The sequence below is a fragment of the Acidithiobacillus ferriphilus genome, assembly GCF_018854775.1.
In the GTDB taxonomy this organism is placed as follows: domain Bacteria; phylum Pseudomonadota; class Gammaproteobacteria; order Acidithiobacillales; family Acidithiobacillaceae; genus Acidithiobacillus; species Acidithiobacillus ferriphilus.
In genome coordinates, this window is record NZ_JAAZTY010000093.1 from 1 (window position 1) to 24762 (window position 24762).

General features: G+C 59.0%; 25 protein-coding genes. 20 read left to right on the forward strand and 5 right to left on the reverse strand.

Annotated features, from left to right (window positions below; all coding sequences use genetic code 11):
- The first annotated feature begins 179 nt into the window (after positions 1–179).
- Positions 180–1322, forward strand: coding sequence for a hypothetical protein (locus HF921_RS07120; RefSeq protein ID WP_215893576.1), 1143 nt, complete (start codon positions 180–182; stop codon positions 1320–1322).
- On the opposite strand, the gene HF921_RS07125 is transcribed toward HF921_RS07120, so the two are convergent.
- Complete coding sequence (locus HF921_RS07125; RefSeq protein ID WP_226817392.1) at positions 1306–1638, reverse strand: ArsR/SmtB family transcription factor; 333 nt, start codon at positions 1636–1638, stop codon at positions 1306–1308. The two genes, HF921_RS07120 and HF921_RS07125, sit on opposite strands and share 17 nt — an antisense overlap.
- A 117-nt stretch (positions 1639–1755) precedes the next feature.
- Between HF921_RS07125 and HF921_RS07130 the strand changes: the two genes are divergently transcribed.
- The 4 genes from HF921_RS07130 to amrS all read left to right on the forward strand — a co-directional run bounded on the left by HF921_RS07130 (position 1756) and on the right by amrS (position 5641).
- The gene (locus HF921_RS07130; protein ID WP_215893577.1) at positions 1756–3063 is read left to right on the forward strand and encodes an arsenic transporter; all 1308 of its coding nucleotides are present in this window, start codon (positions 1756–1758) and stop codon (positions 3061–3063) included.
- 83 nt (positions 3064–3146) lie between these two features.
- A complete protein-coding gene (gene amrB / locus HF921_RS07135; protein WP_215861261.1) occupies positions 3147–3974 on the forward strand; it encodes an AmmeMemoRadiSam system protein B in 828 nt (275 codons plus the stop codon).
- On the forward strand, positions 3961–4563 hold the full coding sequence (gene amrA / locus HF921_RS07140; RefSeq protein ID WP_226834383.1) for an AmmeMemoRadiSam system protein A: 603 nt from the start codon (positions 3961–3963) through the stop codon (positions 4561–4563). The genes amrB and amrA overlap by 14 nt, the downstream gene beginning before the upstream one ends.
- Positions 4556–5641, forward strand: a complete 1086-nt coding sequence (gene amrS / locus HF921_RS07145; protein ID WP_215893578.1) for an AmmeMemoRadiSam system radical SAM enzyme — start codon at positions 4556–4558, stop codon at positions 5639–5641. The genes amrA and amrS overlap by 8 nt, the downstream gene beginning before the upstream one ends.
- Before the next feature lie 40 nt (positions 5642–5681).
- Here amrS and HF921_RS07150 read toward each other — a convergent pair whose 3' ends face one another.
- Positions 5682–6434 carry an MBL fold metallo-hydrolase gene (locus HF921_RS07150; protein ID WP_226824852.1) on the reverse strand — a complete coding sequence of 251 codons (753 nt, stop codon included), beginning with the start codon at positions 6432–6434 and terminating at the stop codon, positions 5682–5684.
- Positions 6435–6726: 292 nt separating this feature from the next.
- On the opposite strand from HF921_RS07150, the gene HF921_RS07155 reads away from it, so the two are divergent.
- Together HF921_RS07155 and HF921_RS07160 are read left to right on the forward strand one after the other, a co-directional pair.
- The gene (locus HF921_RS07155) at positions 6727–7863 is read left to right on the forward strand and encodes a GGDEF domain-containing protein (RefSeq protein ID WP_215893579.1); all 1137 of its coding nucleotides are present in this window, start codon (positions 6727–6729) and stop codon (positions 7861–7863) included.
- 151 nt (positions 7864–8014) lie between these two features.
- Entirely contained in the window at positions 8015–8659 is a 645-nt protein-coding gene (locus tag HF921_RS07160) for a phospholipase D family nuclease (protein ID WP_215893580.1), read from the forward strand.
- A gap of 6 nt (positions 8660–8665) precedes the next feature.
- Here HF921_RS07160 and moeA read toward each other — a convergent pair whose 3' ends face one another.
- The 3 genes from moeA to mobA are packed head-to-tail and all read right to left on the reverse strand — an operon-like array spanning position 8666 to position 11012.
- Positions 8666–9904, reverse strand: a complete 1239-nt coding sequence (gene moeA / locus HF921_RS07165) for a molybdopterin molybdotransferase MoeA (RefSeq protein WP_064218266.1) — start codon at positions 9902–9904, stop codon at positions 8666–8668.
- A 2-nt stretch (positions 9905–9906) separates the two neighbouring features.
- Positions 9907–10401, reverse strand: coding sequence for a molybdopterin-guanine dinucleotide biosynthesis protein B (gene mobB / locus HF921_RS07170; protein WP_064218267.1), 495 nt, complete (start codon positions 10399–10401; stop codon positions 9907–9909).
- Positions 10398–11012 carry a molybdenum cofactor guanylyltransferase MobA gene (gene mobA / locus HF921_RS07175; RefSeq protein ID WP_215893581.1) on the reverse strand — a complete coding sequence of 205 codons (615 nt, stop codon included), beginning with the start codon at positions 11010–11012 and terminating at the stop codon, positions 10398–10400. The genes mobB and mobA overlap by 4 nt, the downstream gene beginning before the upstream one ends.
- Positions 11013–11085: 73 nt before the next feature.
- Between mobA and HF921_RS07180 the strand changes: the two genes are divergently transcribed.
- From HF921_RS07180 to HF921_RS07240, 13 genes are all read left to right on the forward strand, one after another.
- Complete coding sequence (locus HF921_RS07180) at positions 11086–11643, forward strand: hypothetical protein (protein ID WP_215893582.1); 558 nt, start codon at positions 11086–11088, stop codon at positions 11641–11643.
- Entirely contained in the window at positions 11640–12716 is a 1077-nt protein-coding gene (gene leuB, locus HF921_RS07185; RefSeq protein ID WP_215893583.1) for a 3-isopropylmalate dehydrogenase, read from the forward strand. Before HF921_RS07180 ends, leuB begins: the two co-directional genes overlap by 4 nt.
- A 7-nt stretch (positions 12717–12723) precedes the next feature.
- A complete protein-coding gene (locus HF921_RS07190; protein WP_064218271.1) occupies positions 12724–13746 on the forward strand; it encodes an aspartate-semialdehyde dehydrogenase in 1023 nt (340 codons plus the stop codon).
- A gap of 63 nt (positions 13747–13809) precedes the next feature.
- Positions 13810–15993: a FimV/HubP family polar landmark protein gene (locus tag HF921_RS07195; protein ID WP_215893584.1), complete on the forward strand. Its 2184-nt coding sequence runs from the start codon at positions 13810–13812 to the stop codon at positions 15991–15993.
- Between the two features lie 25 nt (positions 15994–16018).
- The gene (truA, locus tag HF921_RS07200) at positions 16019–16822 is read left to right on the forward strand and encodes a tRNA pseudouridine(38-40) synthase TruA (RefSeq protein WP_226834381.1); all 804 of its coding nucleotides are present in this window, start codon (positions 16019–16021) and stop codon (positions 16820–16822) included.
- A gap of 60 nt (positions 16823–16882) precedes the next feature.
- Positions 16883–17494, forward strand: a complete 612-nt coding sequence (locus tag HF921_RS07205; RefSeq protein WP_064218274.1) for a phosphoribosylanthranilate isomerase — start codon at positions 16883–16885, stop codon at positions 17492–17494.
- A gap of 10 nt (positions 17495–17504) precedes the next feature.
- Positions 17505–18704, forward strand: coding sequence for a tryptophan synthase subunit beta (gene trpB, locus HF921_RS07210; RefSeq protein ID WP_215849596.1), 1200 nt, complete (start codon positions 17505–17507; stop codon positions 18702–18704).
- Positions 18701–19519, forward strand: coding sequence for a tryptophan synthase subunit alpha (gene trpA, locus HF921_RS07215; RefSeq protein WP_215893585.1), 819 nt, complete (start codon positions 18701–18703; stop codon positions 19517–19519). The genes trpB and trpA overlap by 4 nt, the downstream gene beginning before the upstream one ends.
- Positions 19516–20400: an acetyl-CoA carboxylase, carboxyltransferase subunit beta gene (gene accD / locus HF921_RS07220; RefSeq protein WP_064219611.1), complete on the forward strand. Its 885-nt coding sequence runs from the start codon at positions 19516–19518 to the stop codon at positions 20398–20400. Before trpA ends, accD begins: the two co-directional genes overlap by 4 nt.
- A 31-nt stretch (positions 20401–20431) precedes the next feature.
- Positions 20432–21721 carry a bifunctional folylpolyglutamate synthase/dihydrofolate synthase gene (locus HF921_RS07225; RefSeq protein WP_278667107.1) on the forward strand — a complete coding sequence of 430 codons (1290 nt, stop codon included), beginning with the start codon at positions 20432–20434 and terminating at the stop codon, positions 21719–21721.
- A complete protein-coding gene (locus tag HF921_RS07230; RefSeq protein ID WP_064219613.1) occupies positions 21718–22215 on the forward strand; it encodes a CvpA family protein in 498 nt (165 codons plus the stop codon). Before HF921_RS07225 ends, HF921_RS07230 begins: the two co-directional genes overlap by 4 nt.
- A complete protein-coding gene (purF, locus tag HF921_RS07235; protein WP_064219614.1) occupies positions 22205–23650 on the forward strand; it encodes an amidophosphoribosyltransferase in 1446 nt (481 codons plus the stop codon). Before HF921_RS07230 ends, purF begins: the two co-directional genes overlap by 11 nt.
- On the forward strand, positions 23647–24762 hold a 1116-nt coding region (locus HF921_RS07240; RefSeq protein WP_215892703.1), incomplete at its 3' end, for an O-succinylhomoserine sulfhydrylase. The genes purF and HF921_RS07240, both read left to right, overlap by 4 nt.

Here is a 24762-nt window from a genome sequence, read left to right on the forward strand (position 1 = left end):
CCACCGCCGCCACCGCCGCCACCGCCGCCACCGCCGCCACCGCCACCGCCACCGCCGCCGCCACCGCCGCCGCCACCGCCGCCACCGACCGCAAAGCGCGGGCACTATGGGCTTGATGAAGACACGTTTTCCCAGATATTTCTTGATCATGATTGAGCATATTTTGGATGGAGAATAAGATGGCGCGCGAAAATACATTGACTCGGGAATTCTTGCGGCACTTCATACCCGCAGTATTGCTTAATGCTGTGTTGGTGCTTGGTATTCTCGCATTGGGACAGTACTTGCTGATTCGTCAGGCGGAAGATCAGGAGCTTTCTGCCATACGCAATGAGTTTCATCAGTTAACAGCGGGTTATGCGCAGCAAGTCCTTGGCGCTGCCAGCGCTCTGGCAGGCAATCCAGGAGTGGTGGCTGCCTTTGCTACCGCACCTTCTGCGAGTCAACGTACTCAACTTGGCGCAGAGTCCGATAGCTTGTATCGCGTGCTCAAGTCACAATACGGCCACGCCGTGGTGGTCTTTATCGCCAACCAGCATGTATTGTATCGCGCTAATAAACCAACATTTTTTGGGGATCATATAATCCCTCGTCCAGATATCTCTCAGGTAATAAAGACCGGCCTGCCAGTGGCCAATCTGGGACTGCTGAAGATTGTTGGCTATTCTGTAAGTGGTGTTGCTCCTGTGCTTTCCAGTGACGGTACTGCGATCGGGGTTGCGCAGGTCAGTTTGCCCATTGCCTCGTTATATGGCCGCATATTGCATGATATTCCAGGGAGCGGTATTGCCGTCCTGATCCATCACAACGCTGCTTCGCCTGATGGTGTTAACGGAAAAATGCTGGGAAATAATTTGGTTAGCTATGTTAGCTCTCCTGATCTGCAGGAATATATTGCCCAACATCCCCATATGCTGCGCGCGAACTACAGTGGCATAGCCAGGCTTAAGGATGGTGAGTTTTACCATCTCTTCGTGATGCCTCTGACGGGATATGATAAGAAACCGCTGGGCCTGGCCGTGTTTGGTTACAACGTAACAAGCACGCTGCGCATCGCGGCGATTACGCTCGGTGCATCTCTGATCTTGAGTGCTTTGGTATTTTTCTTGATCGGACTCAATCTGAAACGCTTTGTCGAGCGACGCATTCTTGCTCCAGTAGTGGAATTGGCGCAGCGGCTGCGGGCAATTTCTCTGGGAGAGCGATTGGAACAATCGCTAGAACAGACGGAAACGAATGAGATCGGCATTCTCCAAACAGCAGCCGAGCGACTGCGCAAGACCTTGCTGAACATGCTGAGCCATATTAAGAAATCTGACTAGCACAATTTTCCTCTGCGTTTGGCACTGTCTGCATTGATGGTGCCACGCCCGCTGTGCAGCAATTTTCGCTGAGATAGGCCACTAAGGTCCAGACTACGGGCATGACCGCGCGATAACGTTGGTGGCGCCCCTCCCGCTGTACCGTGACCAGTCCCGCATGTTGCAGAGACTTGAGATGGAAAGAAATACCATTGTGCGTTTGCCCCAAATGCTCGGCAATTTCGCCAGATACCAAGCCTACAGGCTCCTGCTCCACCAAGAACCGGAAAATATCCAGCCGTACCGGCGACGCGAGTGCCTCCAAGCAAAGTACCATTCGATTCCGTTGTTCTGTGGCATCCATAAATCAACTCACGAACTTTCGTGGAAATATTGACATGAACTGACCGCTCGTCAAGACTACGCGCTGAATCTTCTGCGGAGCGACGGGCCCATGCTGGCGGTACTGATCTTTCTGGCAACGTTGATATTGGTGATCTGGCAACCCAAGGGGCTGAGTATTGGCTGGAGTGCCATGGGCGGGGCGGCGCTGGCGCTGGCGACTGGTGTCATCACCTGGAGTGATATCCCCGTAGTTTGGCACATCATCTGGGACGCCACTTTTACCTTTGTGGCTCTCATCATCATTTCGCTGATTCTGGATGAAGCGGGCTTTTTTCACTGGGCGGCGCTGCACGTGGCGCGTTGGGGTGGTGGGCGGGGGCGGCTCTTATTCCCGCTGATTGTTATCCTCGGCGCGGCCATCGCTGCAGTCTTTGCCAATGATGGCGCCGCCTTGCTCCTGACCCCGATTGTGATGGCCATTTTGCTGCAACTGGAGTTCACCCCGGCCGCCACCTTTGCCTTTGTCATCGCCACGGGTTTTGTCGCCGACACCACCAGCCTGCCGCTGATGATTTCTAATTTGGTTAATATCGTCAGCGCCAACTATTTCAATATTTCGTTTGATCGCTACGCCCTCGTGATGATTCCGGTAGATCTGGTGGCGTTGGCGACGACGCTGCTGGTGCTCTGGATCGCATTTCGGCGGGTGTTGCCACAGCATTACGGCACGGCGCATCTCCCGGAGCCGGCAACGGCGATCAAAGACCATCTGGTGTTCCGTGCCAGCTTTCCGGTGCTGATTTTGTTGCTCATCGCCTATTTTGTGACCGCGCAGTGGCAGATACCCGTCTCTGTGGTCACTGTTACGGGTGCCTTGATTCTGCTTGCCCTGGCTGGCCGCTGGTTTCAGGGTGGGCGCGGCGCGCAGATTCCCATACGCAAGGTTTTGCAGGAGGCGCCCTGGAAAATTGTGGTCTTCAGTTTGGGTATGTACCTGGTGGTGTACGGGTTACGTAACGCCGGATTGACGGGCTATGTGACACAGGCCCTGCTTTGGTTTGGCGCGCATGGGCGGATCGCGGCGGCACTGGGTATGGGTTTCCTGGCGGCACTACTTTCTTCGGCGATGAATAACATGCCAGCGGTATTGGTGGGCGCACTGGCCATTCACCACGCGCCAGCCGCAGCGGATCCCATGATTCACGAGATCATGGTCTATGCCAATATCATCGGCTGTGATCTGGGTCCGAAGTTTACACCCATCGGCAGTCTCGCCACCTTATTGTGGTTGCATGTGCTGGGTCGCAAGGGGGTCACCATCACCTGGGGCCAGTATATGAGGACTGGGCTGCTGATCACACCGCCGGTGCTTTTGGTGACTCTGCTGGCGCTCGCCTGGTGGTTGCCGCTGGCTTGAAAAACAGGGCTTGAAAAAATCCTTTCCCATCCTCATGTAGTGTGATATGGAGATGTTGGCCCTATGCGGCCAAGGGGTATTTCATGAATCTCGTCAGACCGGCAGCGGTGGCCGGCACCTTTTATCCTGCCGAGGCTGCCGTTTTGCGGACCGAGGTAGAGCGTTTGCTGGCCAGGGCTGAACATGCCGGTGAAGTGGCCGCTGTCTCATGGCCCAAGGCCATTATCGTTCCTCATGCGGGCTACATCTACTCGGGAGCGGTAGCCGCTTCCGGTTACGCCCTGTTGGCCAAGGGGCGGGGGCACATCCGCCGGGTGGCGCTTCTGGGGCCGGCGCATCGTGTGCCATTCCGCGGTCTCGCTCTTCCTGGGGTCCAGGCCATGCAAACGCCGCTGGGTAATGTCGCGGTGGATCCGGCGGGGGTGGAGGCACTGGCCGGGTTGCCCCAGGTCCGGGAAATGCCGACCGCGCACGCCCAGGAACATGCCCTGGAAGTGCAATTGCCTTTTATTCAGGAAGTGCTGGATGGCGTCAGCGTCATTCCTCTGGTGGTGGGAGATGCCCGACCAGAGGCGGTGGCGGAGGTTCTGGAGAAGCTCTGGGGTGGCGAGGAGACAGTCATCGTTATCAGCTCCGACCTCTCTCACTACCATCCCTACGCCGAAGCCCGTGCGATAGACCGCCATACGGTGCAGGAAATATTGCACTTCGAGTCCACACCCATAGAGCACGAGCAGGCTTGCGGCGCTACGCCCATCAATGGCTTTCTCCCGGTCGCCCGCAAGCACCACCTGCATCCACGTCTGGTGGGGCTGTGTAACTCGGGTGATACGGCGGGGTCCCGTGATGCGGTGGTGGGCTATGCCGCGGTAGCTTTTTACGGAGAAAGCCGTGACCATGCAGGATGCTGATGAAAAGACCAGTGGGCTTCCACCGGAAGCCGGGAAAGTCCTGTTGCATTTGGCCCGCGCTACGATTGCCGGGGCGTTGGGTTTGCCCGCTGAGTTGGCGGCTGTTCCGAACTGGGCGCAGCGGCCCGGTGCGACCTTTGTGACGCTGACTGGACCTCAGGGCTTGCGAGGCTGCATCGGCAGCCTGCAAGCCTACCGTCCCCTTGGGGTGGACCTGCGCGCCAACGCCCTGGCGGCGGCCTTCGAAGACCCGCGTTTCCCGCCGATGAGCGCGGAGGAGTGGTCACAGGTGGAGGTGGAGGTTTCATTACTTTCTTCGCTGCAACGTATGCATTTTGACAACGAAGAGAGCCTGTTGCAGCAAATACAACCCCATCAGGATGGGTTGGTTTTAAGCCATGGGGTGCATCGCGGCACCTTTCTCCCGCAGGTATGGGACGAACTCCCCCAGCCACGGGAATTTCTGCGTGCGCTGAAGCACAAGGCGGGCCTGCCTGCGGATTTCTGGTCTGTAAACATAGAGGTGTACCGCTATATGGTCGAGAAATGGCGTGAAGGGCCGACCGTAGACAGAAAGAGCGATGGATAAAGAAGCGCTTATAACGCATCCCGGCCGCTACTGGCATAGTCTCGCAGATGGACGCATTCAGTGTGACCTCTGTCCGCGCGATTGCCGCCTGCAGGAAGGGCAACGCGGGGCTTGCTTTGTGCGGATGCGGAAGGGCAATACCATGGTCCTCAGCACCTATGGGCGTTCCTCGGGTTTTTGCATGGACCCCATTGAGAAAAAACCCCTGAATCATTTTTACCCCGGCAGCAGTGTGCTCTCTTTCGGTACGGCGGGCTGCAACCTGGCCTGCAAGTTCTGCCAGAACTGGGATATTTCCAAGTCTCGCGAGATGGACCGGCTCCAGGACCAGGCGAGTCCTGCGGGCATCGCGGCAACTGCCCTGTCGCTGGCTGCCAAAAGTGTGGCCTTTACCTATAATGACCCGGTTATTTTTGCCGAATACGCCATGGATACGGCGGACGCCTGCCATGCCGCCGGCATTAAGACCGTGGCCGTTACCGCTGGCTATATCCACGCGCAGCCGCGGGCGGAGTTTTTCGCCAAAATGGACGCAACCAACGTCGACCTCAAGGCCTTTACCGACGAATTTTACTTCAAGCTGACGGGAGCGCATCTGGCTCCCGTGTTAGAAACGCTGGAGTATATTGTCAAAGAGACCCAGACCTGGCTGGAAATAACTACGTTGCTTATTCCGGGCCATAATGACTCCGAGGCGGAAATCCGTGCGGCTGCGGAGTGGATTATGGAGCATCTGGGTCCCGACGTGCCGCTGCATTTCTCTGCTTTCCATCCAGACTACCGAATGCCAGATGTCCCCGCCACACCGGCAGATACCCTCGTGCAGGCACGCCGCGTGGCCATGGAGGTGGGTTTACATTATGTCTATACCGGAAATGTGCACGATCAGGAGGGCGACACCACTTTTTGTCCCGGATGCGGGGCGGCATTGATCGTCCGCGACTGGTATCAGATATTGTCTTATCACCTGACTCCGGGGAGTCGTTGTCCCCATTGTGGCCATTCTATTGCCGGACATTTCGAGGCCCGGCCGGGGAGTTTCGGACGCAAGCGCATTCCTTTACGCATCGGGGCTTGAGTGGCGGTCCGCCAAATCCATAGCCCAGATCTCAGATCTATTATCCCTGTGGAGAGGGGTCACACAAACGCCGCATATTCTCTGGCAGTTCGGTAGGGCACTCACCGCACTGTCGGTTGGCGGGAACCGCATAATCTATTTTTTTTGGATAGGCCAGATTCAGGTTCGCCATAATGTCCTGGAACTCTTTCACGCTTTTGCCCGCCAGCCGGGGATTCCGCCCTTTTTCCTGTGCCACAGAAGAAACGTGTCGATGCTGATAATCGTGCGCTGGATAGATCAGGGTTTCGTCCGGCAGGCTGAATAACTTATCCCGGATCGACCGATAAAGAGTGGCTGCATCGCCATTCTGAAAGTCGGTGCGTCCGCAGCCATCAATCAGCAGCGCGTCGCCCGTAAATACTCGTTGACTATCGCCCTCACTCAGCAAATAACTATGGTGGGTGTCGGTGTGTCCGGGTGTGAACAGTGGAGAAAAGGTGAGGGTGCCTACTCTGAATGCTTGTCCCTCCATGGTCCCAAAATCTGTGCAGGGAAGCTGATCCATGGCCGGACCGGCAATCCGGCTTCCGGCAACCGATTTGAGCTTGTATGCGCTGGTGACATGATCGGCATGAATGTGGGTCTCCAGGGTGTAGACCAGGTGCAGACCCAGCGCCTGAAGCACTTGCAAATCCCGCTCCATGGTTTCCAGTACGGGATCCAGCAGGATCGCCTGTCCCGTCTGAGTACAACCGAACAGGTAGGTATAAGTAGAGGATTCCGCTTCAAACATCTGTCGAAATATCATCATGTATCTCCTTTCTTTCAGGGCAAGTCAGTGATTCGCCATGTGCTTAGAAACTGGTCATTTCCTCGGCAGTGCCGATCCAAAAGGATAGCCTTCATCGCCGCAGGGGCTCAATCCTCGCTGCCGGATGGATATGTCTTGGAATAAAGGTGATAATTTGGCGGTACGTCAGGCTGTATACGTGAAAACATCCGATGTGGTCGGATGGGTCGCGTAGCTTCGCCTCCACTACGTCATCCTTTGCCAGAGAATACGCTGATTATGAGGTTTCCACGACTATCCACCGGCCATGCGCATGTCCGATAGCGCCATAGTGGCAGCCGTTCCGCGTTCCATACAATCGTTTCTCCTCCTGACCCCGGGAGAATGGCGAGATCTCTTTTCCAGCCGCCATCACCCCCGTCTTTTCCAGCGCGAACGGGCACGTTTCATCCTCTCCCGTGTCCGCATCATTGCCGCCCTGCTGGCTATTCTCGCCCCATTCCGGATCGTTGCGGATGCGCTGCTGCTCCCCCATCCTCTGTTCATCCTTCTCGATAGCGGACGAATCGTCGTGGCCGTGGCGTTTGCCGTATTGGCCTTTTTTTGCAGGTGCCGTCCAACACCGCGGCACGCCCGGTTGGCTATGGTCATGCTCTTTTTGATTCCCGCTTTTTTCTTCCTTTTTTCACACGTGTTACTTGCCCATACCCAACTGAATGGCGGGACGGAATACTTCGAAAAATATAATTTTCTACCCTTTATACTTATGGCAGGTGTAGGCATATTTCCCATGGTTCTGCTGGAAACCCTGGCTTTCACCCTTTCCCTGCTTACGGCTTTTGCGCTGCCCTTATGGTTGCAGGAGGATCCGCGCATTCTACCGGAACTCATCGATCTGGCACTGGTAGCCAGTATTGCCGCCCTGGCCGCCATGAGCCAGCTTCAAAGTATGAAAAGACTCTTCGTGCAATCCTCTACGGATCCCCTGACCGGGTTGCTTAACCGACGTGCCGGTGAAAATCTGTTGACCCTGCTGTTTGCCCAGGCGGAACGCCATCCCCACGCGCTTTCTGTCGTTTTGCTGGATGTGGATAACTTCAAGGGAGTTAATGACAATTGGGGACACGAGATGGGGGATCGGGTACTTCAGGAGGTGGCACAACTGCTGCAATCCGGAGTACGGACGGGCGATGCCGTGATACGGTGGGGCGGTGAAGAGTTTGTGATAGTGATGCCCTATGCGAATTCCGGACAGGCCCAGGCGCGCCTGCAGGTCATCCTTGACGGATGCACCGTGCAGAAGCCGGACGGGCAACCCATAGGGATGAGCGGGGGCATTGCCGAATTACAAGCCGAAAACGGCAAAAACTGGAGCGACTTGGTCAAGCTGGCCGACAACCGTATGTACCAGGTCAAACTCAATGGAAAGGGCCGAATTGTCACGGAATAGCGATCTGCATGCGTCAAGCGTGCCGGCCATAATAAGCCATCAGGCGAATCCCGTGGTGACTGAGCCCTATTGCCAATGCCGCGAATCCCAGCAGGGCAAAGGTGAAATCCAGCAAATCGTGCGGATGAATGTAAAAGGAAAATCCAGGTCAATGCGCGGTCCGCAGCGGGCGAGCAGTGTGCTGGTTTATGGACTGTTGCTGGCATCTATCGCCGCCGCAGCACATGCTGACAGTGCCGGTACCTGGCAATCGTTAAAGAGTTGGAGTCAAAATCAGTGGTCAGCGGCCACCGCCACGGTACCGCGCCTGCCCGCGACAGTGTCGGCGCAGGGGACGATTGAGGTGGCTTTCTCGCCGCCGGGCGGGGCGACAGCGGCCATTGTGCAGGCAGTTGGCGAGGCGAAGCAACGGATCTGGGTGCAGGCCTACAGCTTCACCAGCGCGCCGATCGCCAAGGCCGTGCTCAACGCCGCCAAAAGGGGGGTCGAGGTGAAGGTGGTGCTGGATAAAAGCCAGCGTACCCAGAAATATTCGGTGGCCGATTTTTTCGCCAACCAGGGTGTGCCCGTTTACGTTGATGACCAGCACGCTATTGCCCATAACAAGGTGATGGTGATCGATTCGGGGACGCTGATCACGGGCAGCTTTAATTTCAGCAAGGCGGCAGAGCAGGCCAACGCCGAGAATCTCCTGATATTTCGGGGAAATCCCGCACTACAGCAGCTCTACGCTGACAACTTCCGCTTTCATCTCAGCCACTCGACGCCCTACAGGGCGCGTCATGGTCTGGATTAAGCCAGCCTAGACGAGCCCTTCCAGCAACTGTATGTCGACCAGGCTGCCGGCTTTGGCATGCTCCGCTTCGGCCGCGAGAATGATCAGACAGTCGGCATGGGCCATTCCACTCATGATATGGGAGGCCTGCTGACCAATCCCCGTTACCTGTAGCCCGCTGGGGGTCAGCAGCAGCCGACCGCGCTGGAAATCGGTGCGTCCCCCCTTTTTTTGGAGATCCTCTGCCAAAGGAAGCTGTACCAGCGGGGCGGTCCAGGGTGCCGCTTTGCCCATGCGCTTGAGGATGCTGGGGCGCACAAACTGGTAAAAAGTCACCATGGTGGAAACGGGGTTGCCAGGCAGACCAAAAAATGTGGCATCGCCGAGTTGTCCGAAAGCCAGAGGACGCCCGGGTTTCATGTTTATTTTCCAGAAATTGATGGTGCCGAGGCGACCGAGGAGTTCGGCGATGTAGTCGGCGTCGCCCACGGAGACGCCGCCGGTGCTGATCACCATGTCGGCCATGGTTGCGGCGCTGTGCAGGACCGCTTCGATCTGCTCAGGATCGTCGACGATACGGCCGAGATCGAGGATTTCACAGCCGAGGCGTTGCAGCATGCCGTGCAGGGCGTAACGGTTACTGTCGTAGATTTGTCCTGAACCCAGCGCGCTGCCCAGTGGGCGCAACTCATCGCCGGTAGAGAAAAATGCGACCCGCAGACGGCGATATACGGCGAGTTCAGCAACGCCCAGACTGGCGAGCAGCCCGATTTGGGCGGGACGCAGCCAGGTTCCGGCTTCCAGGGCCAGGGTCCCGGCCTGCAGATCCTCACCGGGTTGGCGGATGTTCGCTCCCGTCTTGCTGACCACCTGCGGAGTGACCTGATCAGCGTGGACTTCTGCCTGCTCCTGAATGAGCACGGCATCCGCGCCTTCCGGGACCATGGCACCGGTCATGATACGTACACACTCACCGGCACCGACATGCCCCTTGAAGGGATGTCCGGCAAAGGACTGGCCGATGATGCATCGTACGGCATCGCCGTCAATGCTGCGCAGGGCGTAGCCATCCATGGCCGAATTGGACCAGGCGGGCACGTTGGCAGGGGCATGAATGTCCGTGGCCAGCACCCGCCCCAGCGCATTGCCGAGATGGATGCTTTCGGTACCTTGCACCGGCAGGCTGGCCGCGAGGATGGTATCCCGTGCATCGGCGACACTTTTAGCCAGGGAATCATGTTCGTTACCACCACAACAGTGAGCCATGTTTAATCTTCCTTTTTTATCCATTGCCGGATGAATCGCGCGATGGCGGATGGCGTATTCAGGTCCAGTTGAACGCCGGGAATGTCCAGAACGCTATCTGTCGCTACGGCCATGATGCAGGGGTCATCTGCTGCAAGCAGGGGACGCCCGAGACTGGGCCGGTGCACTTCGATTTTCGGCACCGCCAGTGCCTTGTTCCCCTCCATCAGGAGAAGGTCTGGCAGTGGTTGCAGGCTGGCGCTGATGGTCTCCAGGCTGACTTCAGTCGGCGCGGGCCGGCTCATAAACCAGTGTTTCGGACCCTGCAGTAATACGGCATCCGCACCTGCCTCCCGTAAACGGTAACTGTCTTTTCCCGGTACATCCCAGTCCACATCATGATGAGTCGACTTGACGACGGCGACCTTCAGTCCATATCCGCGTAGCAAGGGAATCAGGGCGCAGAGCAGGGTGGTCTTACCGCTACCGCTATATCCTACTACACAGAGCGTTTTCATGTCATATCCTCTGGATGATTGCAGTTACGCAGCAAGTCGGCGGGCAGGGTAAGACCGGCAAAAGAGAGGTCCTGAAACCAGCCTTGCGCTCGCCGCCCGCCGCCATCCAGATAACGCTGCAGCTGGGGCAGCAGAGCGCGGCGACACAGACAGATGACTGCGTGCCAATGGTCGGCGCTGCGCACCACCACCAGGTCATGCCCGCCTTTGGCCTGCCACATACGGCGCACGATATCCTGGGGTAAATAGGGACTGTCTACCGGGATACTGGCTACCCAGTCCTGTGTCGCGGCACGCATCCCGGCGGCCAGGCCCATGAGCGGACCCTGAAAATCTGCCAGCGGATCAGAGACGAGCGGATACCCCCATTGTGCATAACGCTCCAGATTGCGGTTGGCGCTGATGACGATGTCGGTACAATCCCCGTGCAGGATGGCAATGGCCTCCTCAATCAGGGGTTTTCCCTGCCAGTCCAGCCAGCCTTTATCCGCCCCACCCATGCGCCGACCGGCGCCACCGGCCAGAATGATTCCGGTGACCGGTAGCCGTTGGTGTGCGTTCCGTGCGTTGGGTCTGTATAAGGGGGGTGGGGTGCTGATGGATGGGTTCACGGGTGTCGTGCCTTGCTGGTAATGCCTATGCTATCCTTCCACAATTCTTTTCTGAGTAAAACCCGGAGCGGTTATGTGGAATTGGTTGCGGGGCAGGACGGAGCCTGTCGCCCCGCCCAGCGGAGTCGTGATAGATGCGGGTATCCCGGCGCAGGACCGGGTGGCGGAACTCCCCTTGCCGGAGCCCCTTTTTATTTTGCACTACAACGGTTTCGGTCTGTTGCCGGAAAATCCCGAGCTGCGTCAAATTCTGCTGGAGACGGCGCGGAGTGGTGACTTCCTCCGGGACATGCCGCGCGTCAGCGCCCAGCAATTGGCGGCAAGGGCCGGATTGCGGGTGCGCTTTGGCGTGGATGCTGACACCGTGGCGCGTTTTTTTCGGGTGCTGCACGCCGAGATTACCCGGCGCATGTATGTGGAAGCCGCCCGGCAGCGCGAAGGCGCGGTGGGATTGCGCCTGACTCTACTGAAACCGGAAACGGCCACGCCGGAAGATCAGGCCATCGTCAACGCCGATACCCACGGTCTCGGTGCCGGGGTCTATCCCTTTACCCATATTCCCGAAAACCCCCATCCGGGGACGGAAAACCCTTTTATTATTCGCGTGGTGATGAAAAAGGATCTGGTATGAAAAAAATAGCCATCTTCGCCGGTGACGGCATCGGTCCGGAAATCGTGGCAGCCGCCCGGCAAGTGCTGGATGCAGTGGATCAGGCCGCCCACCTTGGCCTGCGTTGTACCGAAGGCCTGGTGGGCGGGGCCGCGCTGGATGCCAGCGATGATCCCTTGCCGGCGGCCTCTTTGCAGTTGGCCATGGCGGCGGATGCAGTCATTTTGGGTGCGGTGGGCGGCTCCCGCTGGGACGCGTATCCACCCGCCAAGCGCCCGGAACAGGGACTGCTGCGTCTGCGCAAAGGCCTGGACCTTTATGCGAACCTGCGTCCCGCACAGATTTTTCCGCAGTTGCTGGATGCCTCGCCCCTACGCCCGGAGCTGGTGCGCGACGTCGATATCCTGGTGGTGCGCGAGCTGACCGGGGATATCTACTTCGGCCAGCCACGCGGTCTGGAGGTCATCGACGGCAAGCGCCGCGGCTTTAACACCATGGTCTATGACGAGGATGAAATTCGCCGTATCGCTCATGTGGCCTTCCGCGCTGCCCAGGGGCGTCGCAAGCAGTTGTGCTCGGTGGACAAGGCCAATGTCCTGGAGACCACGCGTCTGTGGCGCGAGGTGGTCACCGAGGTGGCGCGGGACTATCCCGATGTGCGGCTCAGCCACATGTATGTGGATAATGCCGCCATGCAACTGATCCGCGCCCCGGCACAGTTCGACGTGCTGTTGACCGGCAATATGTTCGGCGACATTCTTTCCGACGAGGCCAGTCAATTGACCGGTTCCATCGGTATGCTGCCCTCGGCCTCGCTGGGCGAGGGACGGGCGATGTATGAACCCATCCATGGCTCGGCGCCGGACATCGCCGGGCAGGACAAGGCGAATCCCCTGGCCACGATTCTATCCGTGGCGATGATGCTGCGGCATTCCCTCAACGCCGAACCCTGGGCGCAACGGGTGGAGGCGGCAGTGCAGCGAGTGCTGGATCAGGGCCTGCGCACTGCGGATATTGCAGCGCCGGGAACGCCGGTAATCGGCACCAAAGCCATGGGTGCCGCGGTGGTCAACGCCCTGAACCTGAAGGATTGATACGCAGATGCAAAAATCACGATACAACGTGGCTATTCTGGGAGCTACCGGAGCTGTTGGTGAGGTCATGCTACAAATTCTCGAGCAGCGGAAGTTTCCGGTGGATAAACTCTATCTGCTGGCCAGCAGCCATTCGGCGGGGGGGCGCCTGTCCTTCATGGGTAAGCAGGTTCTGGTGTGCGATGCGGCGACTTTTGACTGGTCGCAGGCCGATATAGGGCTGTTTTCTGCCGGTGCCAAGGTCAGCGCGGAGTATGCCCCAAAGGCGGTGGCCGCCGGGTGTGTGGTCATCGACAACACCTCTCAGTTCCGCTATGACGACGAAATTCCGTTGGTGGTGCCCGAAGTGAACCCGCAGCGGATTGCCGATTACCGGCGCCACGGTATTATCGCCAACCCCAATTGCTCGACTATCCAGATGCTACTGGCGCTAAAACCCATCGCCGACGTGGCGGGCATCGAGCGCGTGGTGGTCGCGACTTATCAGGCGGTCAGCGGTGCGGGCCGGCGGGCCATTGAAGAACTGGGGCAGCAAACCCTGGCGATTTTTCGTCATGAAGAGGGTGTTGCCGAGATCTTCCCCAAGCGGATTGCCTTCAACTGTCTGCCGCAAATAGATGTTTTTCAGGAGAACGGCTACACCAAGGAAGAGATGAAAATGCTTTGGGAGAGTCGTAAGATCCTGGAGATTCCAGATATCGCGCTGACCGCCACCTGTGTGCGAGTGCCCGTGTTTTACGGCCATTCCGAAGCAGTCAATGTGGTAACCCGTGAACTGATTACGCCAGAGGCCGTCCGCACGTTGTTGGAAAAGGCGCCGGGTGTCGTTGTCGTCGATGATCGCAGCAACGCTACCTGGCCCTCAGCGCTGGATGCGGCGGGGCAGGATGCCACCTATGTAGGTCGCATTCGCGGCGATTGCTCCCATGAACGTGGAATCAATTTCTGGGTAGTGGCTGACAATATTCGCAAAGGGGCGGCGCTGAACAGTGTACAGATTGCAGAGTTGCTGGTTCGCGACTATTTATAGGAATGTTATGGGCAATCCCATTGTTTGCCGAACTGCGCGTCTGTTACCAAAACGAGGAAGATAATGATGGATAGGAAGAACTGGTTGTGGGTCATGGCTGGCATGGGTCTCCTCTTGCCGGGCATGGCGCAGGCGCTGGGGCTTGGCGGGCTGCATGTGCTTTCGGCGCCGGGAGAACCCTTTCGTGCAGAGATTTCCATACAGTCGTTGAATCCGCAAAGTGAAGCGAGTCTCAGTGCCGGTCTGGCACCTGCCAGCGCCTTCGCAATGATCAATCTTCCCAAGGCGAGCGTGCTGGATCACTGGCATTTTACGGTGCGAAGTGGCGATAGACCGGCCATATTGATCAGTAGTCCACTGCCACTGACCCAACCAGCGCTGCATTTTCTGGTGCAGATGGATTGGTCGGGAGGGCAGATGGTGCGTGAATACGCCGCATACAACGCTGGAGCCAACGTTGTTTCCGCACCCCGAACCATGATGATGTCTGCTCCGCAGCACAGCACCTCGCCGACAATGCCGCAGCCCGACCGCCGCGCAGTACCTGCCCGCATCTATCATGGTTGGTCCAGGGTGAACCGTTATGGTCCGGTGCCGGTCAATGGATCTCTGTTCCAGGCGGCTCAAGATATCACACGCAGTAGCGCGGTCACCCTCGACCAGGTCATGGCCGCTCTGGTGAAGGCCAACCCGCGGGCCTTTAAGGGCGGCAATCCTGCCTATCTTTATGCCGGAAGCATGCTGATGGTGCCCAGTCTGGCCCAGGTGCAGTCCGTTTCGCCCGCGCAGGCCAGCGCTTGGTTGTCTGCTCAGCGCGCAGGAAACAGTGCGTCTGTTGCTGCTGCGCCTGCTGCAATGCCCCCTGCTTCTGTACCGGTCGCTGCTGTGCCAGCAGCGGTGAAAACCGCCGGCAACTCGACGCATCTGGTACTTTCCAGTGCGCCTGCGGCTAGCGCTGCTGTAGCCAGCGCCACATCCGTTGCCACAACAGGTCAATTGCCGATGGCGGATACGGTACTTCGTGATGACAAGCAAAAATTGATGGCCGAAGTGGCCAGCCTGGGGCAGCGCCTGAACGCAGAGACGCGGCTGCTGGCCAGTCAGGAAGTGCAACTCGCGACCCTTTCCCGGACGACGGATAACAGCGGATTTTTTAATGACTTTCCGCTGCTCGTATCGGTGGGCGGCAATATTCTGCTGCTGCTTTTGTTTCTCTGGATGCTGCGTCGTCAAAAAGAGGCGGAACGGCGCCAGCGCGAGATTGCGCAGCGAATTTCTACTTTGAGCGCAGCACCGAAAGGGGCGAGTCCGCAACCCCAGTCTCCCACGCCGGCGCCTAGTGCGGCGCCTGCGCCTATCCCCGTTGTATCGTCTCCGTCGAGTATCCAGCCTGCCGCGGTCGGCACCCCCGTACACGATGCCCTGCCAAGTCGTGCCGTATCTGCAAATCATCCGGAGGAAAGCGCCAAGGATGCATACGTCGGCGCGGAAGTTGATCCGCTTGAACAGGCCGATCTCTACCTGACCTACGGTAAAGCGGAACAGGCAGTTTCCGTGCTCAACGAATCTCTCGAAGCGAACCCACGGCGTAAGGAGTTGTACGTCAAACTGCTCGATATTTATGCCAATCTGGATCGCCATGAGGCGTATCTGGATCTCGCTGAACGCATGCGGGGGCGTTTCGGACCGCATAATGCTGCGTGGCAGGAAGTGGCCTTGCAAGGGGCACGGCTTTTCCCCGGCAATGCGCTCTTTGCCAGCTCCGCGGAGGAGGCGACGGCGATAGTTTCCGAACCTGTTAATGAGACATTGTCGCCTGCTGAGCCTGTGGAAGAGTCCGCGGCACATGCTCCCTTGGATGTGCTGGATTTCCACTTTGACGATGCTCCAGTGGAGCCGACCGCAGCGGCAGAAGAAGCATTCCCGCCGGAGGAGAAAGCCCGGCTTCTGCAAGACATTGACGAGCAGTTCCGGTTGATGGATGAGACACGCGAGACCAATGAGACGCTGGATATCGATTCAAATTCAGAAGAATCGCTCGCCGCGTGGGAAACCCCAGCCGCCGGGGAAGCATATGCTGCCAAGGATGTTGCGGATTGGGATGCGGTCGGCACCAAGCTCGATCTGGCCAAGGCCTATATGGAAATGGGAGAGGGCGAATCGGCGCGCGATTTGCTCATGGAAGTGACGCGGGAAGGCAGCAGCGCTCAGCAGGAAGAAGCCAGGCAGTTGCTGAAAACGCTTTAAGCCGCGCTTGGTGATGGAATCCGTTATGCCAATGTCTGGCACCCGCTGGGCCTTGGGGCTTGAATACGATGGCCATGGATTCTGTGGCTGGCAACGCCAGTCGGATCAGGAAAGCGTGCAAGGTGTTCTGGAAACAGCGCTGAGTCATGTGGCCCAGTGTCCGATCACCGTCATCGTCGCCGGGCGTACCGATACGGGGGTGCATGCCCTGTGTCAGGTGGTGCATTTTGACAGCCCGGTCGTGCGTCCCCCCGAGGCCTGGGTACGTGGTGCCAACACCTGCTTACCCAAAGGCGTGGCACTGCGTTGGGCCCAGGCTGTCCCGGATCATTTTCACGCCCGTTTTTCCGCCATGGCGCGGCGTTATCGTTATATGATTCTCAATCAGCGTGAAAAACCAGCACTATGGCGGAACCACACGGCTTGGATATATCGCCCTTTGGATGTGCAAACCATGCAGGTGGCAGCGCAAACCCTACTGGGTACCCATGATTTTTCCGCCTTTCGCGCCTCTGCCTGTCAGGCCAAAAGCCCCATACGGAATTTGTGCCGACTGCAAGTCACGCGTCGGGGCGATCTGATCGCCATTGATGCCGAGGCTAATGGTTTCTTGCATCACATGGTGCGTAATCTTGCGGGTGTGCTGATTGCCGTAGGCAAAGGTGACCGACCCGTGGGTTGGGCAGCAGAGGTGTTGGCCAGTTGCGATCGCTGTCAGGCCGGCGTTACGGCCCCACCGAGCGGCCTCTATTTTGTGGCGCCGCGTTACCCTGCGGAGTTCGGGCTGCCGGTGGATGCGGTGGACGCCGGTTTTTTGATGGGGCATTAACGGGAGCGACCGGATAACCGCACTCATGCTTTCTGCATGCCGCGGTGTTAGAATGCGCTGATGGTACGTATCAAGATATGCGGTATCACGAATGCAGCGGACGCGCGCGCGGCGGCGGTCGTCGGTGCGGATGCCATCGGACTGGTATTCTATCGTAAAAGCCCGCGGGCTTTGGATGCTGCGCGGACCCAGGAAGTTCTCACGGCCTTGCCGCCCTTCATCACCCGTGTTGGCCTTTTTGTCAACGCGGATGCTACCGAAGTGGCCGCAACTCTGCAGCAATACCCTTTGGATGTCCTGCAATTTCATGGCGATGAATCACCATCCTTCTGTCGCAGTTTTGACCGGCCTTATATCAAGGTAGTGCGGGTGACGGCGGCGCAAGATCTGCGACCCGCTGTGGATGCTTATCATGACGCGCAAGGACTATTGCTGGACTGCGCAGTGCCGGGAGTCTGGGGGGGGTCGGGCCAGAGCTTCGACTGGTGGCGGTTATCGGATCTGGGTAAGCCCTGGATTTTGGCTGGCGGGCTGAATGCCGGAAATGTTGCCGAAGCTATCGCCATCGCCCGGCCTTATGCGGTAGACGTGAGCAGCGGGGTGGAGATGTCGCCCGGACGCAAAGATCATGACAAAATGGCGCAATTTGTTGCGCGGGTGCGCGGTGCCTGAGGGAGAGAAAATGGAAACCTATGCTTTGCCGGACGCATTCGGGCACTATGGGCCTTACGGCGGGCGTTTTGTTGCAGAAACGCTGATTCCGGCGTTGGCGGAACTGGAGCATGCGTACCAGGAGGCGCAACGGGATCCGGAGTTTCGTGCCGAGTTGCACAATGAGTTGCGTCAGTTTGTCGGTCGTCCCAATCCGCTCTGTCATGCGGCGCGTGTCTCCAGGGAACTGGGGGGGGCGCAGATTTACCTCAAGCGGGAAGACCTTAACCACACCGGTGCACACAAAATCAATAATGCCGTCGGTCAGGCTCTGCTCGCCCGGCGTATGGGCAAAAAACGGGTAATTGCCGAGACGGGCGCAGGGCAGCATGGCGTAGCCACAGCGACGGTAGCGACCCGCTATGGTATGGAATGCTTGGTGTATATGGGCGAAGAGGATATCCAGCGACAGTCCAGCAATGTGTTTCGCATGCGTTTGCTGGGCGCGCAGGTGGCGGCGGTAAGCAGTGGTACGCGTACCCTGAAAGATGCGCTCAACGAAGCCTTGCGTGACTGGGTAACCAATGTCGAAAGCACTTTTTACGTAATTGGGACGGCTGCGGGACCGCATCCTTATCCGGTCATGGTGCGGGAATTTCACCGGGTGATCGGTGACGAGGCTCGGGCCCAGTGCCTCGAACTGACAGGACGGCTCCCTGATTGCCTGATCGCCTGTGTGGGTGGGGGCAGCAATGCTATTGGTCTGTTTTATCCCTTTATCGAAGACAAGGCGGTGCGGATGATCGGTGTCGAAGCGGGCGGGCTGGGACTCGGCACCGGACAACACGCCGCTCCGCTGACCACCGGACGTCCAGGGGTGCTGCACGGTAACCGGACCTACCTGATGGAGGATGAGGACGGCCAGATTCTGCCGACGCACTCCATCTCGGCGGGGCTGGATTATCCGGGGGTGGGGCCTGAGCATGCCTATCTGAAGGATATCGGGCGGGCAGAGTATGTGGCCGCTACCGATGCAGAAGCGCTGGCCGCCTTCCATCGGCTGTGCCGCACCGAGGGCATTATCCCGGCACTGGAAAGCGCTCATGCGCTGGCCCATGCCTTCCATCTGGCGCCGACCATGCGCCCTGATCAGACCATCATTGTTAACCTGTCCGGGCGAGGCGATAAGGATATTCATACCGTCGCCGCTCTCGAGGGGATTCATTTATGAGTCGTCTGGCCGGGTTGTTTGTCCAACTCCAGGATGCGGGTCGTGCCGCCCTCATTCCTTTTATGACGGCGGGTGACCCCTCGCTGACCGCGACCGTGCCCCTGATGCACGCGCTGGTCGCTGTCGGAGTCGATGCCATCGAACTGGGGATGCCCTTTTCCGACCCCATGGCCGATGGTCCCAGCATCCAGCGCGCCAGTGAGCGGGCGCTGGCGCGGGGGGTGAAACTGCGCATGGTCCTGGAGTGGGTGCGCGAGTTTCGCATGACCAACAGCCACACGCCCATCATCCTTATGGGGTATTTGAATCCGGTGGAAGCCATGGGTGTAACCCTGTTCGCCGAGGCCGCCGCGACGGCGGGGGTGGATGGGGTCATCCTGGTCGATCTGACCCCGGAAGAGGGACGCGGCGAAGCCGCCGTCCTCCGGCAGCAGGGTGTTGATCCCATTTTCCTGCTGGCGCCGACCAGTGGCCCGGAACGCGTGGCGACCGTCCGCGGTATGGGCAGCGGTTTTGTGTATTATGTCTCCCTGCGTGGCATTACCGGCGCGGCCCAGGCGGACTGGACGGAAGTCTTGCAACGGGTACAGGATCTGCGCCGACAACTGGGTCTGCCCGTCGCCATCGGTTTTGGCATTCGCGATGCGGCGACGGTGGCGCGGGTGGCGGTCGGCGCTGACGCGGTGGTTGTCGGCAGTGCGCTGGTTGACCAACTGGCGGAGTGCATGACGGATCAGGAAGCCATTGCGGCGGCCACCCGCTTTATCGAGCCGCTGGCCCAGGCCGTGCGAACAACGGAAAGGAGAGGTGTATGAGTTGGTTCGATCGGGTGCTGCCGCCCAAAATAAAAAAGGCGCCCATAGCGACCCCCAGCGCAACCGAAAATAAGCGTACCGTACCCGAGGGCTTGTGGTCCAAGTGCCCCACCTGTCAGGTGGTGCTCTACCGCACGGAGTTGGAGGAGAACCTTTTCGTCTGCCCCCACTGCGGACACCATCAGCGGATCAGTGCCCGGCAGCGTCTGGATTTTTTCCTCGATGCGGAGCCCCGCCTGGAGATCGCGAAGGAATACATCCCGGTGGACCCCCTGCGCTTCAAGGACCAGAAGCGCTATAAGGATCGACTGCAGGAAGCCCAAGCCAAGTCCGGAGAGAAAGATGCCCTGGTGGTGATGCGCGGCCTCCTCAATGGGCGCCCGGTGGTGGTCGCCGCCTTTGCCTTTGAGTTTATGGGCGGGAGTATGGGCTCGGTGGTGGGCGCCCGCTTTGCCAAGGCGGCGGAGACGGCGCTGACGGAACGTTGTCCACTGGTCTGCTTCAGTGCCAGCGGTGGGGCACGGATGCAGGAAGGACTTTTTTCCCTGATGCAGATGGCCAAGACTTCAGCCGCCGTGGAGCGACTGGCCAAGGCGGGGATTCCTTTCATCTCGGTGCTCACCGACCCGACTATGGGCGGTGTTTCTGCCAGTCTGGCCACTTTGGGGGATATCCTGATTGCGGAACCCAAGGCCCTGATCGGCTTCGCCGGACCGCGGGTGATCGAGCAGACCATCCGTGAAAAACTGCCGGAGGGTTTTCAGCGCTCGGAGTATTTGCTCGAGCACGGCGCCATTGACCAGATTGTCGATCGTCGCCAGATGCGCACGGTGGTGAGCGAGATGCTGAGGATGCTGACTCATGCCGAGAGCGCGTATTAAGCGCCGGATACGGGGGCGGATGTAGCCGGTGGTGTCTTTGCCAGATACCCTCAGTGATCGGGTCGCTGAGCTCGCCGGGCCACCCGAGCAAATTGTCATGGGTCTGGAGCGGATGCTGGCCGCTTTAGCGGCGCTGAATATTCCCGTGCGTTTGCCCATGCCGGTGATTTTGGTAGGGGGCACCAATGGCAAGGGCTCCACGGTAGCTTATCTGGAGGCCTTCTATCGTCAGGCGGGCTATCGCGTTGGTGCTTATACCAGCCCGCACCTTTGGCAATTTACTGAACGTTTGCGGCTGGATGGCCGGCCTGCATCTGAGTCCCTCTGGCACCGACTACTTGCAGAAATAGCCGACACAGCACGCCAGATTCCGCTCACCTATTTTGAGATTGCGACCCTCGCCGCGGTGCGGATGATGTTGGCCACAGGGGTCGATGTGGCAATTCTGGAGGTCGGTTTGGGGGGGCGTCTGGATGCGGTCAATGCCTTTACCCCTGATTGTAGTATCGTAACCACCGTGGACCTGGATCATCAGGACTGGCTGGGGCCCGATCGCGCATCCATCGGTCGGGAAAAGGCCGGTATCTTCCGTCGTAAGGTGCCGGCCCTCTATGGGGATGCGGAAGACCCCTGCGTTTCGGTATTGGCAGCGGCGGTACGCGCTGACGTGCCCCTGCAGCAGTTGGGGCGGGATTTCCATATTGATCCTCTGCGCGGGAAATGGTCGGGATTCGGGCAAGAAAAACAGGTGCCCGCACCCTTGTGGGCGGCACCGTCACAATGGGCCAATCTGGCATTGGCGGTAGCGGCACTGTCTTTGTTGGAGGCAAAGCTGCCGGTGCCCGCTTCGGCCATCTCCGCATGGACGCGGGCGCCGGAGTTGCCGGGACGCTGCCAATGGCGTCGTCCCTGGGGGAAGGACGGTCCTGATTTGCTGGTGGATGTCGCCCATAACCCCCAGGCGGGGCGGCAGCTAGCGGCATTGCTGGCAGCGCGAAAGGGTGCCGCGCGTTGTCACGCCATTGTCGGCATGCTTGCTGACAAAGATATGGCTGGGACGCTTGCGCCCCTGCTGCACTGGGTGGATGCTTGGTATGTGCTGGAGATTACCGGTACCCCGCGGGCGGCTGCGGCGACGCAACTCGGCGCTGTGCTTGAGGGGATGAATGCGACAACAGTATTATCCGCAGGTGCGGGCATGGAACAGGCATTGGTGGCGGCAAGAACGACTCTGGCGGGCGGCGATATTCTGCTCTGCTTTGGTTCTTTTCACCTCGTCAAGCAGTTGCCTATGGCGTGGCTGCAGAGTGACCCGGCATGATGTTCTGGGTAGATGCCGCTACCGTAGGCCTGGTGGTGCTTTCCGCCATCTGGGGGCTTTTTCGCGGAATGGTGCGCGAGTTTTTTTCACTGGTAGCATGGGTTGGCGGATTTTATGTGGCGTGGAATTGGGGCGGAAGTTGGCTGGCGCCCAGGTTGTCGTCGCAGATCCCCGCAGGCTGGAGGGTGCCGCTAGCTTCTTTTATCCTCTTTTTTGCTTGCCTGATCATTGGTACTCTGTGCGCTTTCTTGGTCCGTAAGCTATTATATGGCATTGGTTTCGGGGCGACGGACCGCTTTTTGGGGACTTTCTTCGGTTTCTTGCGGGGGCTGGTGTTGATTGCCATTGTGGTCACCTTGGTGCAATCCTCGGCCTTGTCCCAGTCTCCTTGGTGGGAGAGTTCCTGGTTGGCACAGGAGCCGGTGAAACACTGGTCGCAATCGTTGACGGCACCTGCCGTGTCTTATCTGGAGTCGCAAAAAATTGCAAAATGACAATGTGGTGCAGCATGCCGTAGATGATGACCATTTTCATGATGAATGCGGGGTCATTGGCGTATTCGGTCATCCGGAAGCTGCCAATCTGACTTATCTCGGCCTCTATGCTCTGCAGCACCGGGGGCAGGAGTCGGCGGGTATCGTTTCTGGCGATCAGGGCAAGCTTTATGTGCAGCGCGGTATGGGGCGGGTAGCCGATGTCTTCGGGTTGGAGCAGATTGGCAAGCTGCCCGGTGATCAGGCGATCGGTCATGTGCGCTACTCCACCGCGGGGGGGTCGGTACTACGGAATACCCAGCCGGTATTCATCAATTATCGTCATGGCGCCTTTGCCGTCGGTCATAACGGTAACCTGGTCAATGCGGCTGAACTCCGCACTCGTTTGGAGCGGGAAGGGGCCATATTCCACACGGATATGGACACCGAGGTCGTCGTCCATCTGCTGGCGCGGGTACCGGGCGACGATACGGGGACCCGGCTCGCGGCGGCGCTGCAGCAGGTTTCCGGTGCCTACTCGCTGGTTTGCCTGACGGAGAGCCGACTGATCGGGGTGCGTGATCCCATGGGCTTTCGTCCGTTGGTGCTGGGGCGTCTGATTGATTCCGGGGGCTTTGTGCTGGCCTCCGAGACCTGCGCCCTCGACCTGATGGGGGCGGAGTTCGTCCGCGACATTGAGCCGGGAGAGTTGATCGTCATTTCCAAAGAAGGCATCGAGAGCCGCAAGCCCTTTGCGCCCGTCGGTCGGCGCATGTGCGTCTTTGAATATATCTATTTCGCCCGTCCGGATAGCGTCCTGGACGGTGTTCATGTGTATTCAGCGCGCAAACGCATTGGTCAGGCGCTGGCACGCCTGCACCCGCGGGAGGCGGACCTGGTGGTGCCCGTTCCTGATTCCGGCGTTGCGGCGGCCATGGGCTATGCCGAGGCCTCCGGTCTGCCCTTCGAGCTGGGTCTGATCCGCAATCACTATGTGGGCCGCACCTTCATTCAACCGGCACAGCGCGGTCGTGATTTCGGAGTGAAGGTCAAGCTCAATGCCCAGCCCAACATCCTGCGTGGTAAGCGGGTGGTCCTGGTGGATGATTCCATCGTCAGGGGCACGACCAGCGCTAAAATTGTCAGTCTGGTGCGGGCTGCCGGCGCGCGTGAGGTGCATTTCGTGGTCAGTGCGCCACCCACGACCGGACCCTGCTATTATGGCATCGATACCCCGGATCGCTCCCAGCTCATCGCGGCCCAGCACACTATTGAAGAGGTGCGTAAAATCATTGGTGCCGACAGCCTGGGCTACATTAGTCTGGAGGCGCTTTATGAAGCCGTGGGCGGGTGTGGGCAGGGTTTCTGTGACGCCTGTTTTAGTGACGATTATCCATTGCCGACGCCGGAAGGACATGGCTCGCGTCAGTTGCATCTGATCGAGGAGTTGCGATGAACTCTCAGGATTCCAACCCGGACTGGGCGGCGCATCTCCGCCCGGAGACCCTCGCCATTCGCGCCGGTATTCACCGCACTCAGGAGCAGGAGCACAGCGAAGCCATCTTTCCGACTTCCAGTTTCGTTTTCGACTCGGCAGAAGAGGCCGCGGAGCGCTTTGCCGGACGGGCTCCGGGGAATATTTATGCGCGCTTCACCAATCCCACCGTACGTACTTTTGAAGAGCGGCTTGCCGCGCTGGAGGGTGCGGAAGCTTGTGTCGCCACGGCCTCTGGCATGGCCGCCTGCTTGACGGTCTTCATGGGGATGCTCAAGGCGGGCGATCATATCGTCGCCTCCCGCTCTATTTTTGGTACGACGGCGCAACTGCTCAGCAATATTCTCGGCCGCTTCGGGGTGGAGACCAGTTTTGTGTCGCTGGCGGATGTGACGGCGTGGCATGCGGCACTGCGTCCCAATACCCGGATGCTCTTCCTTGAAACACCTTCTAATCCGCTTGCCGAGATTGGCGATATACAGGCACTGGCGGATCTGGCCCATGCCCATGATGCCTGGCTGGTGGTGGACAACTGTTTTTGTACCCCGGCCTTGCAGCAGCCTCTCAAGTTTGGCGCTGATCTGGTCGTTCACTCTGCCACCAAATATCTGGACGGGCAGGGGAGGACCCTGGGCGGGGCGGTTTGCGGCAGTACCGAACTGCTCAACAGCGGGCCACGCAATTTCGTGCGCACGGCAGGCCCAAGTCTCAGCCCTTTCAACGCCTGGGTGCAACTCAAAGGTATGGAGACTCTCGGGTTGCGTATGGAGCGTCATTGCGCCAATGCCCAGCAGATTGCCGAATGGTTGGAGGCACGGCCGGAGGTGGCACGGGTCTATTATCCAGGCCTTAAGAGCCATCCCCAGCAAGCCCTGGCGGCGCGTCAGCAACGCCTGCCGGGTGCCATTCTGTCCTTTGATCTGCATGGTGGGCAGACTGCGGCCTGGGCCTTTGCGGATGCCCTGCGCCTGCTCTCCTTGACCGCCAATCTCGGCGATGCCAAGACCACCATTACCCACCCCGCCAGCACGACTCACAGCCGGGTCGGTTCTGAGGCGCGGGCAGCGGCGGGG

Bases quoted from the DNA above. Each gene is read 5' to 3' on its own strand.
- HF921_RS07195 (WP_215893584.1), top strand. From the start codon at position 13,810: ATGATGGATAGGAAGAACTGGTTGTGGGTCATGGCTGGCATGGGTCTC.
- amrA (WP_226834383.1), top strand. From the start codon at position 3,961: ATGCAGGATGCTGATGAAAAGACCAGTGGGCTTCCACCGGAAGCCGGG.
- HF921_RS07150 (WP_226824852.1), bottom strand. From the start codon at position 6,434: ATGATGATATTTCGACAGATGTTTGAAGCGGAATCCTCTACTTATACC.
- truA (WP_226834381.1), top strand. From the start codon at position 16,019: ATGCCAATGTCTGGCACCCGCTGGGCCTTGGGGCTTGAATACGATGGC.
- moeA (WP_064218266.1), bottom strand. From the start codon at position 9,904: ATGGCTCACTGTTGTGGTGGTAACGAACATGATTCCCTGGCTAAAAGT.
- HF921_RS07120 (WP_215893576.1), top strand. From the start codon at position 180: ATGGCGCGCGAAAATACATTGACTCGGGAATTCTTGCGGCACTTCATA.
- HF921_RS07230 (WP_064219613.1), top strand. From the start codon at position 21,718: ATGATGTTCTGGGTAGATGCCGCTACCGTAGGCCTGGTGGTGCTTTCC.
- amrS (WP_215893578.1), top strand. From the start codon at position 4,556: ATGGATAAAGAAGCGCTTATAACGCATCCCGGCCGCTACTGGCATAGT.
- HF921_RS07205 (WP_064218274.1), top strand. From the start codon at position 16,883: ATGGTACGTATCAAGATATGCGGTATCACGAATGCAGCGGACGCGCGC.
- leuB (WP_215893583.1), top strand. From the start codon at position 11,640: ATGAAAAAAATAGCCATCTTCGCCGGTGACGGCATCGGTCCGGAAATC.
- HF921_RS07155 (WP_215893579.1), top strand. From the start codon at position 6,727: ATGTCCGATAGCGCCATAGTGGCAGCCGTTCCGCGTTCCATACAATCG.
- mobB (WP_064218267.1), bottom strand. From the start codon at position 10,401: ATGAAAACGCTCTGTGTAGTAGGATATAGCGGTAGCGGTAAGACCACC.
- trpB (WP_215849596.1), top strand. From the start codon at position 17,505: ATGGAAACCTATGCTTTGCCGGACGCATTCGGGCACTATGGGCCTTAC.
- HF921_RS07160 (WP_215893580.1), top strand. From the start codon at position 8,015: ATGCGCGGTCCGCAGCGGGCGAGCAGTGTGCTGGTTTATGGACTGTTG.
- HF921_RS07180 (WP_215893582.1), top strand. From the start codon at position 11,086: ATGTGGAATTGGTTGCGGGGCAGGACGGAGCCTGTCGCCCCGCCCAGC.
- HF921_RS07190 (WP_064218271.1), top strand. From the start codon at position 12,724: ATGCAAAAATCACGATACAACGTGGCTATTCTGGGAGCTACCGGAGCT.
- HF921_RS07130 (WP_215893577.1), top strand. From the start codon at position 1,756: ATGCTGGCGGTACTGATCTTTCTGGCAACGTTGATATTGGTGATCTGG.
- accD (WP_064219611.1), top strand. From the start codon at position 19,516: ATGAGTTGGTTCGATCGGGTGCTGCCGCCCAAAATAAAAAAGGCGCCC.
- HF921_RS07125 (WP_226817392.1), bottom strand. From the start codon at position 1,638: ATGGTACTTTGCTTGGAGGCACTCGCGTCGCCGGTACGGCTGGATATT.
- amrB (WP_215861261.1), top strand. From the start codon at position 3,147: ATGAATCTCGTCAGACCGGCAGCGGTGGCCGGCACCTTTTATCCTGCC.
- trpA (WP_215893585.1), top strand. From the start codon at position 18,701: ATGAGTCGTCTGGCCGGGTTGTTTGTCCAACTCCAGGATGCGGGTCGT.